Genomic DNA, 13,422 nt, shown 5'->3' on the forward strand with positions numbered 1-13,422 from the left:
ACTACCATCGACGGATGACTGATACGGCGAGGACGGCCCGCGCCGGCGTCCCCGAGCGTCCGACCCTGGACGGGCTCGAGGAGACCTGGGCGCGCCGCTGGCAGGAGGAGGGCACGTACGCGTTCGACCGCTCGAAGGAGCGCTCGGACGTATACGCGATCGACACCCCGCCGCCGACCGTATCGGGCGAGCTGCACATGGGACACGTCTTCTCGTACACGCACACGGACCTGGTGGCCCGGTTCCAGCGGATGCGCGGGCGGGCGGTGTTCTACCCGATGGGCTGGGACGACAACGGCCTGCCGACCGAGCGCCGGGTGCAGAACGTCTACGGCGTGCGCTGCGACCCGGCGCTGCCGTACGACCCGGACTGGCGGGCCCCGGAGACCCCGGTGGACGAGGCGGCCCGCAAGGACCCGACCCCGATCTCCCGGCGGAACTTCATCGAGCTGTGCGAGCGGCTGACGATCGCCGACGAGCAGGTCTTCGAGGAGCTGTGGCGGCGGCTCGGCCTCTCCGTCGACTGGTCGCTGACGTACACGACGATCGGGCGGGCGGCCCGGGCCACCTCGCAGCGCGCGTTCCTGCGCAACCTGGCCCGGGGCGAGGCGTACCAGGCGGAGGCGCCGACGCTGTGGGACGTCGGGTTCGCCACCGCAGTCGCCCAGGCGGAGCTGGAGGACCGGGAGCGCCCCGGGGCGTACCACCGGCTGCGGTTCGCCGGGCCGGGCGGGCGCGAGGTGCTCATCGACACCACCCGGCCGGAGCTGCTGCCGGCCTGCGTGGCGCTGGTCTGCCACCCCGACGACGAGCGGTACGCCGACCTGGTCGGCGGCACCGCGCGTACGCCGGTGTTCGGGGTCGAGGTGCCGGTGCGGGCGCACCCGCTGGCGGACCCGGCCAAGGGCACGGGCATCGCGATGGTGTGCACGTTCGGCGACCTGACCGACGTGACCTGGTGGCGGGAGCTGCGGCTGGACACCCGGGTGGTCGTCGGCCGGGACGGCCGGCTGCTGCCGGAGCCGCCCGCCGGGGTGCCGGCGCAGCCCTACGCGGCGCTGGCCGGGCAGACCGTCAACGGGGCCCGGCGGACGCTGGTGGGGCTGCTGGCCGACGCCGGCGACCTGGTGGGCGAGCCGCGCCCGATCACCCACCCGGTCAAGTTCTACGAGCGCGGCGACCGGCCGCTGGAGATCGTCTCCACCCGGCAGTGGTACCTGCGCAACGGCGGCCGGGACGTGGGGCTGCGCGACGAGCTGCTGGCCCGGGGCGGGGAGCTGCGCTGGGTGCCGGAGCACATGCGGCACCGCTACGAGCACTGGGTGGGCGGCCTGACCGGTGACTGGCTGGTCAGCCGGCAGCGCTTCTTCGGCGTGCCGGTGCCGGTGTGGTACCGGCTCGACGACGCTGGCGAGCCGGACTACAGCCACCCTCTCACGCCGGACGAGTCTTCGCTGCCGATCGACCCGTCCAGCGACGCCCCGCCCGGGTTCGAGGAGGCCCAGCGCGGCCGGCCGGGCGGCTTCGTCGGCGACCCGGACGTGCTCGACACCTGGGCCACCTCCTCGCTGACCCCGCAGATCGTGGGCGGGTGGGAGACCGATCCGGACCTGTTCGGCCGGGTCTTCCCGATGGATCTGCGCCCGCAGGGGCAGGAGATCATCCGCACCTGGCTCTTCTCCACGGTGGTCCGCGCCCACCTGGAGCACGGGGTGCTGCCCTGGCGGGACGCGGTGCTCTCCGGCTGGATCCTGGACCCGGACCGCAAGAAGATGTCCAAGTCCAAGGGGAACGTGGTCACCCCGATGGCGCTGCTGGAACAGCACGGCTCCGACGCGGTGCGGTACTGGGCGGCGAACGGCAAGCCCGGCATGGACCTCGCCTTCGACCCGGCCCAGATCAAGGTCGGCCGGCGGCTGGCCACCAAGCTGCTCAACGCGTCGAAGTTCGCCCTCGGGCTGGGCGCCGCCGACGCGCTGCGCGCCCCGGCGACCGAGCCGCTGGACCGCGCCATGCTCGCCGAACTCTCCAACGTGGTCGCCGCCGCGACGTCCGCGCTGGAGGCGTACGACCACACGGCGGCGTTGCAGGTCGCGGAGAGCTTCTTCTGGCGGTTCTGCGACGACTACATCGAGCTGGTGAAGGAGCGCGCCTACGGCTCCGGTCCGGGAGCGGACTCGGCCCGGGCGGCGCTGGCCACCGCGCTCTCGGTGCAGTTGCGGCTGTTCGCCCCGGTGCTGCCGTACGTGACCGAGGAGGTCTGGTCCTGGTGGCGGTACGGCTCGGTGCACCGCGCGCCCTGGCCGACCGTCCACGAGGTGGGCCGGGCGATCGAGGGCGCGGGCGAGCCGGAGCTGCTGCGGCTCGCCGGCGACGCGCTCAGCCAGGTGCGCCGAGCCAAGTCGGAGCGGAAGCTGTCGATGAAGGCGGAGGTGCCGCTGGCCGAGGCGCTCGGCCCGGCGGCCCTGCTGGACCAGCTCGCCGTGATCTCCGACGACCTCCGCGCCGCCGGCCGGATCACGAAACTGGACCTGCTCCCCGACCGCACCACCGAGCTGGTGGTCGCCTGCGCCTTCTGACCGCGGCCGGCCGGGCCCGGCTGGCCGGGCGGCAGGACCCGCGCGACGGCGGGGATGTGGTGGTCTCCCACGGCGGGAAGGCCACCACGTCCCCGGCCTGCCACCTCGCCGCCACCGGCGGGGTCACCAGCCGCGCAGCAGGCGCAGACCGAGGAGGAAGCCGACGACGGCGGGACCGACCAGCAGGGTGATCGCCTGGAGGCGGTACGGCATCCGGTGCCGGGTCAGCTCCACCGCGTTGCCCAGCACGATCACCCCGGCCAGCATCAGGACCGCCCCCCACATCGGCGCGGCATCGATGTCGATCAGGTCGACGCGGGTCAGTTGCAGCGTCCCGCCGAGCAGCACGGCGCCGGCCAGCGCCAGCAGGGCGACCGCCCGGTGCAGCCCCCGTGCCAACGGGTGGATCAGCCGCCAGTGGTAGGTGCCGGCGACCGCCAGGCACGGCAGGATGACCATGAGGGGCCAGCCCCGGCCGACCACGCCGAACATCAGCAGCGCCCCGACCGCGAACACCAGCGCGCCGAGGCAGGCGACCACGTAGCCGGCGAAGGCCCGCCCGCCGCCCCGGGCCAGCAGCGGCCCGCCGGCGGCGGCGATCAGCGCGCCGGGGATCAGCACGAACCCGGCCCACCAGTGGAAGCGCCCGGTGGCCTGGGCGGCCGTGGTGGTCGCCGCCGCCGCCAGCCCGGCCACCGCCAGGCTGATCATCCGGTGCCGGCCCACACCGGGGTAGGAATCGCGCGACATCAACAGACCCGCTTCCGCACTCACGCCCACAGCCTCGCCCGAGGGCGCGGCCCGGTCCATCCGGCCAGCCCTACCATGACCGCCCGGGCGGCGGCCCGCCGCGCGTCGTCGCCCGCCCGGCCGCCCGGGAGGGCCGGCGGGACGCGCCACGGCGCGCCGCCGGACCCGCCGCCCGGGCCGTCGTCACGCGCCGGTCAGCTCGTCTCGCCGGCCACACTGTACGAGCGGAGCCGGTCGACCGCCAGCACGGTGAAGCCCACGCTGATCAGCGCGGCCATCACCGCCGCCACCGGCACCGAGACGCTGGTCTCCAGCAGACCGGTGGGCGCCAACCGGTCGGCGAGCGCGATCACGTACTGCTGGATGGAGAGCACCTTGGTGCCGCCGACGAAGTTGCCGAGCAGGCCTTCCCAGATGAGCACGTAGACCAGGCCGAGCAGCACGGGCCGCCGGGTGAGCAGGCTCAGCGCCACGAACAGCGCCGAGTACGCCAGCGCCCCGACCGCCGCGGCGGCGGCGAGCGCCAGGCCGAGGCGCGCCGAATGGGCCAGCACGCCCGCGACGTAGAGCGGCACGGCGACGGTGACCGCGGTGACGCCGGTGGCCACGGCCAGCTTGGGCAGCACGATCTGCCAGCGCGGCAGCGGTTTGGTCAGGATGTGCACGACCGTGCCGTCGTCGATCTCGGCCCCCAGCACGCCGGTGCCGACGATGAGGGAGACCACCGGGAGCACGACGGCCAGGCCGAGGCCGACCAGCACGGGCGGCCCCCACTCCCCCGGATCCACCCCGAGCGAGCGGGAGAGCACGGCGAGCAGCACCAGCACCACGGGAAGCGGCAGCAGCAGGAGGAACCGGCGACGCCCGAACAGCCCCCGCGCGGTGATCCAGGTAACGGTAGACATGCTCAGGCCTCCACCAGGTAGGAGAAGACGCTCTCCAGGGACTCGTCCTCGGGCACCAACTGCCGCACCCGGATGCCCTTCGCCAGGGCGATCTTCGGCAGCGCGCGGGTGAACGCGCCGTAGTCGCCGGCCCGCACGGTCAGCCCCGTGCGGCCCAGCTCCACGCCGGTCACCGACGCCTCGGCCATCAGCGCCACGGCGAGCGCCCGGTCGTCGGTGGAGTGGACGGCGAACACGTGCGGCCGGTTGGTCATCAGCCGGCGGATGGTGCGGAAGTCGCCGGAGGCGGCCAGCCGGCCGGCGACCATCACCTGGACGGTGCCGGAGACCTGCTCGACCTCCTCCAGGATGTGCGAGCTGAACAGGATCGTCCGGCCCGCGTCGCCGAGGCGGTGCAGCAGCTCCATCATGTGCAGCCGCTGGCGCGGGTCCATCCCGTTGAACGGCTCGTCCAGCAGCAGCACCTGCGGCTCGTGCACCAGCGCGGCGGCCACCCGGGCGCGCTGCCGCATGCCCTTGGAGTACGTGCCGATCCGGCGGTCCTGCGCTGCCTCCATCTCCACCAGGGCGATCGCCCGGCGGGCCGCCGCCTCCGGGTCCGGCAGCCGGTGCAGCTTCGCGCTGGCCAGCACGAACTCGTACGCGGTGAGGAACGTGTGCACCGCCTCCCGCTCGCTGACCAGGCCCAGCCGCCGGTAGACCTCCGGGTTGCGCCAGGTGGGCCGGCCGTCGAGGGTGACCGCGCCCCGCGACGGCGACAGGAAGCCGGCCATCATGTGCAGCAGGGTCGTCTTGCCGGCGCCGTTCGGGCCGAGCAGACCGGTGACGCCCGGCCCGAGGCGCATGCTGACGTCGTTGACGGCGACCACGTTGCCGTACCAGCGTGAGACCCCCACCAGGTCCAGCGTGCTCGTGGTGTGGGTGGGTGCCGTGGTCGGCTCGGCACTGATCGCGCTCATCGGGTGGCCACCTTCCGGTACCGGGCCAGCAGCAGGGTGACGCAGGCGGCGACGAGCAGCACGGCGGCAACGGCGTAGACCGGGCCGAAGTCACCGATCGGTATGTCCACGTCCTGACCCGCCGGCACCAGCAGGTCACCGAGCGCCCAGGTGCCCACGCCGCCCACCAGCGTCGACGGCGAGGCGAGGAAGGCCAGTTCGTTCACCGCCCGGGACGGCATGATCGACAGGGTGCCGACGATCGGCGTGGTCATCAGGAACACCGCCACGATCCCGCCGGCCGCGAACGCCCGCTTGCCGGTCAGCGAGGCGACCAGCAGGCCGATCGAGGCGAAGACCACCGCCCAGAGCCCGGCGTAGAGCAGCCCCGGCAGCAGGTCGAGCAGCTCGTTCCACACCCCGCGCATGCCGGCGTCGGTGGTGAAGGCGGCGCCCAGGAACATCACCAGCTGCGGCCCGCCGAGCAGCAGCCAGAGCGCCGTCGTCATCGCCAGCAGCTTGGCCAGCGGGTAGTCCGACCGGGGCAGCGGCCGGGAGAAGTAGAGCGGCAACACCCCGCTGCGCAGGTCCCGGGAGACCAGCTCGGGGGCGACCACCGCGACGAAGAAGATGACCAGCCAGCTCATGTTGTCGGCGAACTGGGCGTAGGTCATCACCACCTCGCCGATCTGGCTGCGCACCGCCGTGACGCCGGCGGCCACCAGCGTGACGATGCCGACCACCAGCCAGGGGAAGATCTTGGCCTTGGCGCTGCGGCCCAACCCGAACGCGGTACGCAGACCGTGCAGGTAGAGCGCGCCGAAGACCTGCCGGCGCCCCAGCCGGGGACCGGTGTAGCGCTGGTATCCGATGTCGTGGATGACGCCGGTGGGCTCAGGCATTGCTGGGCTCCCTCGTGGCGAAGAGCTCGGCCACCCGGTGCCGGCGCTGGTCCAGCCGGTGCAACGGCAGGTCCAGCTCGGCGACCGCGCCGAGGATGAGGTCGTAGGTGGCGTCGTCGGCGAGCTCGACGAGCAGCAGCCGGCCGTCCCGGCGTACCGGCAGGCGCAGCGCGGCGAGCCGAGCGGCCAGCTCCTCGGTGCCCTCGCTGACCTCGACGGCGAGCAGGTCGGTGGCCGAGGTCATGGCGGAGATGTGGTCGGCGCGCAGCAGCCGCCCGCCGTCGATGGCGACCAGGGTGTCGCAGATCCGCTCCACCTCGCCGAGCAGGTGCGAGCAGACCAGGACCGAGATGCCGAACTCGGTGCCGATCCGGTGCACCAGCGCCAGCATGGCGTCCCGGCCGGCCGGGTCGAGGCCGTTGGTCGGCTCGTCGAGCAGCAACAGGTCGGGGTCGTGCACCAGGGCCTGGGCGAGTTTCACCCGCTGCTTCATGCCGGTGGAGTAGCCGCCGACGGGGCGGTAGCGCTCCTCGTAGAGCCCGACGTGCCGCAGCGCCTCCGAGGCCCGCTCCCGGGCGACGGTGCGCGGCAGCCCGCTCATCCGGCCGAGGTGGGTGACGAGTTCGGCGGCGGAGAGGTCCGGCGGCAGGGCGTCGTGCTCGGGCATGTAGCCGACCCGGGCGCGGACCTGGGCGGAGTCGAGGGTCGGGTCGAGCCCGAGCACCCGGACCCGCCCGCTGGTCGGGGCGAGGAGGCCGAGCAGGATCTTGATCAGCGTGGACTTGCCGGCGCCGTTCGCGCCGACCAGTCCGATGATCCCCGGCTCGACCGCGACGGTCAGGTCGGCCAGCGCGGTGACCCCACCCCCGTAGGTCTTGGTCAGCGACTCGGTCGCGATCAGTGTCACGACGTCCAGCGTAGGAGGCGGAGGCCCCCGTGGGCAGCGGCACGCCCCCGGCGCTCCCCTGATCCTTGCGGCCCGCGCCCCCTAGGGTCCGCGCCCGCCGGATGAACCTCGCGGAAACATCCGGGCAACCGGATCGGCGGGTGAGGCGTCCACCCTAGAGCGGTTCGCCGCTGCCCGAGGCGGGCCGAGGGCCTGCCGGGGCCGACCGACCCACGGGGGAGAGCATGATCGGCGGTACGACGATGCCCAAGGTGAGTGTGGTGGTGCCCACGCACGACAGCGGACCACACCTCGACAGTCTCGTGGCCTCGCTGCTGCGCCAGTCGCTGCCTGCGACGGAGTACGAGGCGGTCTTCGTCGACGACGGTTCGACCGACGACACGCCCGCCCGGCTGGAGAGGCTCGCCGCCGAACACGCGCACTTCCGGGTGCTGCGCACCGGGAACTCGGGCTGGCCGTCCCGGCCGCGCAACCTCGGCGTCGCGCACGCCCGGGGCGAGTACGTGGTGTTCGCCGACGACGACGACTGGCTCGGCGACGAGGCGCTCGAACGGCTGTACGACTGCGCGCGGGCCCACGACGCCGACATCGTGATCGGCCGGATGGCCGGGCACGGGCGCGGCGTGCCACGGGAGCTGTTCCGGCGGAACCGGTTCGACGCCACCCTGGCCAACTCGCCGCTGATCGACAGCCTGACCTGCCACAAGATGTTCCGCCGCGCCTTCCTCGACGAGCACGGGCTGCGCTTCCCGGAGGGTTGGCCGCGGCGCCTGGAGGACCACCGGATGGTGGTGCGGTCGTACCTCCTGTCCCGGCGGACCTGCGTGCTGTCGGACTACACCTGCTACCACCACGCGCGCCGCGGCGACGCCGGGAACGTGACGGCCACCCGGCTGGACCCGGCCGAGTACTACGCCAGCCTGCGGGAGGCGCTGGACATCGTCGACGCGCACACCGAGCCGGGGCCGCTGCGCGACCAACTGCACCGCCGCTGGCTGCGCAACGAGATGCTCAACCGGGTACGCGGCAAGCGGATGCTCGACGCCCCCGAGGAGTGGCTGACGCAGGTCGTACGGGAGATCCAGGAGGTGATCCGGGACCGGTTCGCGCCCGGCGTCGCCGCCGGTCTGCCCCCGCTGCAACGGGTGCTGGCACACCTCCTCGAACAGGGCCGCACCGCGGACCTGCGTCGGATGGCCGAATGGGAGGCGGGCGTCCGCGCCGCCGGCACCGTCGAACGCCACGACCTGTCCGGCACGACGCTGACCGTCGCCGTCTCCGCCCGGCTGGAGGCGGCCGGCCGGCCCGTCACCTTCGCCTCGGACGATGACCGGGACGTCCTGGTGCTGCCGGTCGACGGCCTCGACCCCGCGCTACGGGAGGTGACGGCCACCCTCGGCCGCAGCAGGCTCGACCTCGTCGCCCGGCACCAGGAGACGAGAGAGGAGGTGTTCCTGCCGGTCACGGCCGACCACCGCTGGGTGCCCGGCCCCGCCGGCGAGCGGCACCTCCTGCACCGCGCCGTCGCCACGGTCGACGCCGCCGCCCTCAACTGCGGCCGCACCACGGGCACCTGGACGCTCAAGGCCCGCGTCACCAGCGCCGGATGGGCCGAGGACGCCCACCTGCCGCTGCGGCTGCGCTTCACCGCCGACGGCGCCGCCCCGGTGGTGGAGGACGAGCGGGCGCTCTGGCACCGGCTGCGCCGGGCGGTCGGGCGTCGGATCAGACGGCGCTGACCCGCGGCGCCGGGCTGGGCCGGAACGCGACCGGCCGCTTCGCGACGCGCGGCCGATCGGGGGCGGCGGCAGGACATCGAACACGGTGCGCCCGGTGACAGGGGACGGCCCGACCGCCAGACTGTCCACATGCTCACCCGCCTGTTCCGCATGCCGCTGACCTGGGTGGTGGTCGTCACCCTGACCGCCGGTTCGGCGTTCGGCCTCTACTGGTTCCAGCCGTGGAAGCTGGTCACCGACGCCGAGGTCGACGAGGCGCTCACGACCGTCGAGCCGGCGCCGGCCCCGACCGCCTCCGCCACCGGCGCGACCACCCCCACCGGCCCGGTCCTGGTCAGCCGGGGCGAGTTCGTGACCCACGAGCACGACACGTCCGGCAGCGCCCGGATCGTCCGCACCCCCGACGGTCGGCACCGGCTGGAGTTGGTCGGGCTGGCCACGTCCAACGGCCCGGACCTGCGGGTCTGGCTCACCGACCAGCCGGTGCGCCCCGGCACCGCCGGGTGGCGGGTCTTCGACGACGGCCGGTGGGTGGAGCTGGGCCGGCTCAAGGGCAACCGGGGCGACCAGGGGTACGAGATCCCGGCCGGCGTCGACCTGACCGGCCTGACCAGCGTCTCGATCTGGTGCAAGCGGTTCGCCGTCTCGTTCGGCGCGGCGCCCCTGGCCGCGCCCCGTTGACCCGTCGGCCGTCGTCCGCGTCGGCGCGCACGGCGTGGAGTGGCGCTCTCGACCGATCGCCGACAGGCTGAGAAACTGTGTGCCGGTCAGTGGGTTGGGGGATGGATGAGCAACAGCTGGGTGCTGCCCGACGAGGTGCTCCGGGACGCGCCGGCGTACACGCCGCGCCCCGGCGAACTCGCCGACCTGGAGCTTCTGTTGACCGGGGCGTACGCCCCGCTGACCGGCTTCATGACCCGCGCCGACCTGGTCTCCGTCAGCCGCCGGAGCCGGCTCGCCGACGGCGCCCCGTGGCCGGTGCCGGTGACGCTCCAGGTGCCCTCGACGCTCGCCCAGGGCCTCGATCCGCGCGACGAGGCACGCCGCGCCCTGGTGCTGACCGACGGCGAGGGCGCGCCGATCGCGGCGCTGGAGGTCGCCGACGCCTGGCAGGTCCGTGACGGGGTGGCGGGCGTCGGGGGCACGGTCCGCCGGCTCGGCGACGGGGGTCACGGCCCGTTCCAGCGGCTGCGCCGCACGCCCGAGGAGGTACGCGCGCTGCTGCCCCCCGGCCGGGTGCTCGGGGTGGTCGCCGACCGCCCGCTGCACCGGCCCCAGCTCGCCCAGATCGCCCACGCCGCCCGGACGCTCGGCGCCCACCTGCTGGTGATGATCCCCGTCGGCGAGGGCGGCACCGGCGGGCTGCCGCCGGAGGCGCTGGTGCGCGCCGTCTTCGCCGCCCGGGACCGGATGCCGCCGGCCACGCTGGTCGCCGTGCCGCTGTCCCGCCGGCGCGACGAGATCAGCGACGCGCTGCTGCGGGCCCGGGTGTCGGCGGCGTACGGCGTGACGCACCTCCTCTCCACCGGCGAGATGCTCTCCGGCGCGGGCCTGCGGGTGCTGGTGCCGCGCGAGCTGGCCTACGACAACCGCGACGGGCAGTGGCGCTGGCGGGAGGACATCCCGCCCCGCAACCGGCGCCTGGCGCTGACCCAGCCGGAGATCGACGACCTGCTGGACCGGGGCTTCCCGCTGCCCGAGTGGCACACCCCGCCGGCGGTGGCGAAGGAGCTGGCCCGGGCCCGGCCGCCCCGGCGGCACCGGGGCCTGGTGGTCTTCCTGACCGGGCTCTCCGGCTCCGGCAAGTCCACCATCGCGCGCGGCCTCGCCGACGCGCTGCGCGAGCAGGGCGACCGGACGATCACGCTGCTCGACGGCGACGTGGTACGCCGCGAGCTCTCCGCCGGCCTGGGTTTCAGCAAGGCCGACCGCGACCTCAACGTGCGGCGGATCGGCTGGGTGGCCGCCGAGATCGCCCGGCACCGCGGCGTCGGCATCTGCTGCCCGATCGCCCCGTACGCCCAGGCGCGCGCGACCGCCCGGGAGATGGCCCTGGCCGCCGGGGCGGGCTTCCTGCTGGTGCACGTCGCCACCCCGCTCGAGGTCTGCGAGCAGCGCGACCGGAAGGGCCTGTACGCCCGGGCCCGGGCCGGCCTCCTCACCGGGATGACGGGCATCGACGACCCCTACGAGGAGCCGACCGACGCCGACCTGGTCGTCGACACCAGCGACCTGACGGTCGACGAGGCCGTCGAGGCCGTCCTGCACCACCTGACCGAGACGGGTTGGGTCGAGCCCAGGCTCCAGTCCATCTGATCCGCACCCGTTTCCTTCCGTGGGTCGCCCACACGCGCTAGTGTTCATCTTTGTTCGAACACGTTTGACCGCGTGGGAGCGCGCGGGAAGCACGGAGGTGTGGCGGATGCTCGCTCAGCAGCGCCAGGCGGCCATCCTGGACCGCGTGCGCGCCACCGGCGGGGTGCGGGTCACCGAGCTGGCCGCCGAGTTCGGCGTCTCCGACATGACCATCCGGCGCGACCTGGAGGCGCTGCACGAGCGGGGCCTGCTGGCCAAGGTGCACGGCGGCGCCACGGTCGCCGGCCCCGGCTCGACCGACGAACCGGGATTCCGGGCCAAGTCGGTGCGGCAGTTGGCGGAGAAGGCGGCCATCGCCGGACGCGCGGCGGAGCTGGTCCGCCCGGGCGCCGCGATCGCCCTCTCCGCCGGCACCACCACCGCCGAGCTGGCCCGCCGGCTGGTCGACGTGCCGGGCCTGACGGTGGTCACCAACTCGCTGCCGGTGGCCGAGATCCTGCACACCGGGGGCCGTTCGGACCAGACCGTGGTGCTCACCGGCGGGGTGCGTACGCCGTCCGACGCCCTGGTCGGGCCGCTCGCCGTCGGCGCGATCCGGTCGCTCCACCTGGACCTGCTCTTCCTCGGCGTGCACGGGATCACCGAGCGGGCCGGCTACACGACGCCGAACCTGATGGAGGCGGAGACCGACCGGGCGCTGGTGGCCGCCGCCGACCGGCTGGTGGTGCTCGCCGACCACACCAAGTGGGGCACGGTCGGCATCTCCTCCATCGTCGAGCTCTCCGCCGCCCACGTGCTGGTCACCGACGACCAGCTGCCCCCCGACGCGCGGCGGACGCTCGACGACCGGGTCGGCGAGCTGGTGATCGTGCCGGCGACGGACGGGGAACGGGTGGTCGGCCGCACGGTGGCCGCCGCCACGGCGACGACGGAGGGAGTGGCACGGTGAAGCGCACCGCGATCGAGCTGGCCGACGGCCGCGAACTGATCTACTTCGACGAGCGGGACGACGCCGTCCGCGACCAGCCGGACCGCCGCGAGTTGCCCCCGCCACCGCCCGCGTCGCAGCTGCGCCACGACCCGCTGACCGACGAGTGGGTGGCGGTGGCCGTACACCGGCAGACCCGCACCTTCCTCCCGCCGGCCGACCAGTGCCCGCTCTGCCCCAGCACCGCCGAGCGGCGCAGCGAGATCCCGGCCCCGGACTACGACGTCGCGGTCTTCGAGAACCGGTTCCCGTCGCTGAGCGGCCGGGTGGCCGACGAGCCGGCCGAGATCACCCCGTTCACGCCGGTCCGGCCGGGGCGGGGCCGCTGCGAGGTGGTCTGCTTCACCGACGACCACAACGCCTCGTTCGCCGGCCTCCCGCCGCGCCGGGTGCGCACCGTGCTCGACGCGCTCGCCGACCGCACGGCGGCGCTCGGCGAACTGCCCGGGGTGGAGCAGGTGTTCTGCTTCGAGAACCGGGGCGTGGAGATCGGCGTGACCCTGCACCACCCGCACGGCCAGATCTACGCGTACCCCTTCGTGACGCCGCGCACCCGGGCGCTGCTGGCCGCCGCCCGCCGGCACGCGGAACGCACCGGCGGGCGCAACCTCTACGCCGACGTGCTCGCCGCCGAGCGGGCCGCCGGCGACCGGGTGGTCACCGCCAACGAGCACTGGACGGCGTACGTCCCGGCGGCGGCGCGCTGGCCGTTCGAGGTGCACGTGGCCCCGCACCGGCCGGTGCCCGACATCCCGGCGCTCGACGACGCCGAGCGGGACGCCTTCGGGCCGCTCTACCTGGACGTGCTGCGCCGCTTCGACGGGCTGTTCGACATGCCGATGCCCTACATCGCCGCCTGGCACCAGGCCCCGGTACGCGTCGACCGCGAACTGGGCCACCTGCACCTGCAGCTGTTCAGCATCCGGCGAGCGAAGGACAAGCTGAAGTACCTGGCCGGCTCGGAGTCCGGCATGGGCGTCTTCATCAACGACATCGCCCCGGAACGCGCCGCCGAACTCCTCCGCGCCGGGTGAGTCACCGAACCCCTCCGCGCTGAGGCGGCCTCCGGACACCCGGGGTGGCGGGACGGATCCTTCAGCCAGCGGCCCGGGTGTCCGGAGACCGGCGCAGCGCCACCGTCAACGGTGCCGGGGCCGGTGTGCGGGGCCGGTGTGCGGGGCCGGAAACCCGTGTCGGGGCTCTTCACAGGAACGAGCCCGAGACAAGTGCGCGGGCCGGAGACAGAACGCGAGCCCCGGACAAGGCGCGAACCCGGACATCGACTTCCGGGCCGAGGCCAGTCCCCGAGGCGCGCCCCCGGACAGTGCACGCCCCCGGACTAGGCGTGCCCCCGGACGGGGCGCGGGGCGCGGGCCGGGACAGGGTGCGGCGCGGGAG

11 protein-coding genes are annotated in these 13,422 nt (G+C 74.4%); 6 read left to right on the top strand and 5 right to left on the bottom strand.

Annotated features, from left to right (window positions below):
• The first annotated feature begins 14 nt into the window (after positions 1–14).
• A complete protein-coding gene (gene valS / locus ACSNOB_RS13750; protein ID WP_436686993.1) occupies positions 15–2,579 on the top strand; it encodes a valine--tRNA ligase in 2,565 nt (854 codons plus the stop codon).
• A gap of 123 nt (positions 2,580–2,702) precedes the next feature.
• Here the strand turns inward: valS and ACSNOB_RS13755 are convergent, their stop codons facing one another.
• From ACSNOB_RS13755 to ACSNOB_RS13775, 5 genes are all read right to left on the bottom strand, one after another.
• Positions 2,703–3,353, bottom strand: coding sequence for a hypothetical protein (locus tag ACSNOB_RS13755; protein ID WP_436686994.1), 651 nt, complete (start codon positions 3,351–3,353; stop codon positions 2,703–2,705).
• A 170-nt stretch (positions 3,354–3,523) separates the two neighbouring features.
• Positions 3,524–4,234: an ABC transporter permease gene (locus ACSNOB_RS13760; protein ID WP_436686995.1), complete on the bottom strand. Its 711-nt coding sequence runs from the start codon at positions 4,232–4,234 to the stop codon at positions 3,524–3,526.
• A gap of 2 nt (positions 4,235–4,236) precedes the next feature.
• Entirely contained in the window at positions 4,237–5,193 is a 957-nt protein-coding gene (locus ACSNOB_RS13765) for an ABC transporter ATP-binding protein (RefSeq protein WP_436686996.1), read from the bottom strand.
• Entirely contained in the window at positions 5,190–6,074 is an 885-nt protein-coding gene (locus ACSNOB_RS13770; RefSeq protein ID WP_436686997.1) for an ABC transporter permease, read from the bottom strand. The genes ACSNOB_RS13765 and ACSNOB_RS13770 overlap by 4 nt, the downstream gene beginning before the upstream one ends.
• On the bottom strand, positions 6,067–6,981 hold the full coding sequence (locus ACSNOB_RS13775; protein ID WP_436686998.1) for an ABC transporter ATP-binding protein: 915 nt from the start codon (positions 6,979–6,981) through the stop codon (positions 6,067–6,069). Before ACSNOB_RS13775 ends, ACSNOB_RS13770 begins: the two co-directional genes overlap by 8 nt.
• A 242-nt stretch (positions 6,982–7,223) precedes the next feature.
• On the opposite strand from ACSNOB_RS13775, the gene ACSNOB_RS13780 reads away from it, so the two are divergent.
• From ACSNOB_RS13780 to galT, 5 genes are all read left to right on the top strand, one after another.
• Positions 7,224–8,720, top strand: coding sequence for a glycosyltransferase family 2 protein (locus tag ACSNOB_RS13780; RefSeq protein ID WP_436686999.1), 1,497 nt, complete (start codon positions 7,224–7,226; stop codon positions 8,718–8,720).
• 129 nt (positions 8,721–8,849) lie between these two features.
• Positions 8,850–9,401, top strand: a complete 552-nt coding sequence (locus tag ACSNOB_RS13785) for a DM13 domain-containing protein (protein WP_436687000.1) — start codon at positions 8,850–8,852, stop codon at positions 9,399–9,401.
• Between the two features lie 105 nt (positions 9,402–9,506).
• The gene (gene cysC, locus ACSNOB_RS13790) at positions 9,507–11,036 is read left to right on the top strand and encodes an adenylyl-sulfate kinase (RefSeq protein WP_436687001.1); all 1,530 of its coding nucleotides are present in this window, start codon (positions 9,507–9,509) and stop codon (positions 11,034–11,036) included.
• A 106-nt stretch (positions 11,037–11,142) separates the two neighbouring features.
• Positions 11,143–11,985, top strand: coding sequence for a DeoR/GlpR family DNA-binding transcription regulator (locus ACSNOB_RS13795; protein WP_436687002.1), 843 nt, complete (start codon positions 11,143–11,145; stop codon positions 11,983–11,985).
• Positions 11,982–13,058: a galactose-1-phosphate uridylyltransferase gene (gene galT / locus ACSNOB_RS13800; RefSeq protein ID WP_436687003.1), complete on the top strand. Its 1,077-nt coding sequence runs from the start codon at positions 11,982–11,984 to the stop codon at positions 13,056–13,058. Before ACSNOB_RS13795 ends, galT begins: the two co-directional genes overlap by 4 nt.
• Positions 13,059–13,422 lie beyond the last annotated feature (364 nt).

It is taken from the genome of Micromonospora sp. URMC 106 (genome assembly GCF_051386395.1).
In the GTDB taxonomy this organism is placed as follows: Bacteria; Actinomycetota; Actinomycetes; order Mycobacteriales; family Micromonosporaceae; genus Micromonospora.

Bases quoted from the DNA above. Each gene is read 5' to 3' on its own strand.
- valS (WP_436686993.1), top strand. From the start codon at position 15: ATGACTGATACGGCGAGGACGGCCCGCGCCGGCGTCCCCGAGCGTCCG.
- ACSNOB_RS13760 (WP_436686995.1), bottom strand. From the start codon at position 4,234: ATGTCTACCGTTACCTGGATCACCGCGCGGGGGCTGTTCGGGCGTCGC.
- ACSNOB_RS13765 (WP_436686996.1), bottom strand. From the start codon at position 5,193: ATGAGCGCGATCAGTGCCGAGCCGACCACGGCACCCACCCACACCACG.
- ACSNOB_RS13770 (WP_436686997.1), bottom strand. From the start codon at position 6,074: ATGCCTGAGCCCACCGGCGTCATCCACGACATCGGATACCAGCGCTAC.
- ACSNOB_RS13780 (WP_436686999.1), top strand. From the start codon at position 7,224: ATGCCCAAGGTGAGTGTGGTGGTGCCCACGCACGACAGCGGACCACAC.
- ACSNOB_RS13785 (WP_436687000.1), top strand. From the start codon at position 8,850: ATGCTCACCCGCCTGTTCCGCATGCCGCTGACCTGGGTGGTGGTCGTC.
- cysC (WP_436687001.1), top strand. From the start codon at position 9,507: ATGAGCAACAGCTGGGTGCTGCCCGACGAGGTGCTCCGGGACGCGCCG.
- ACSNOB_RS13795 (WP_436687002.1), top strand. From the start codon at position 11,143: ATGCTCGCTCAGCAGCGCCAGGCGGCCATCCTGGACCGCGTGCGCGCC.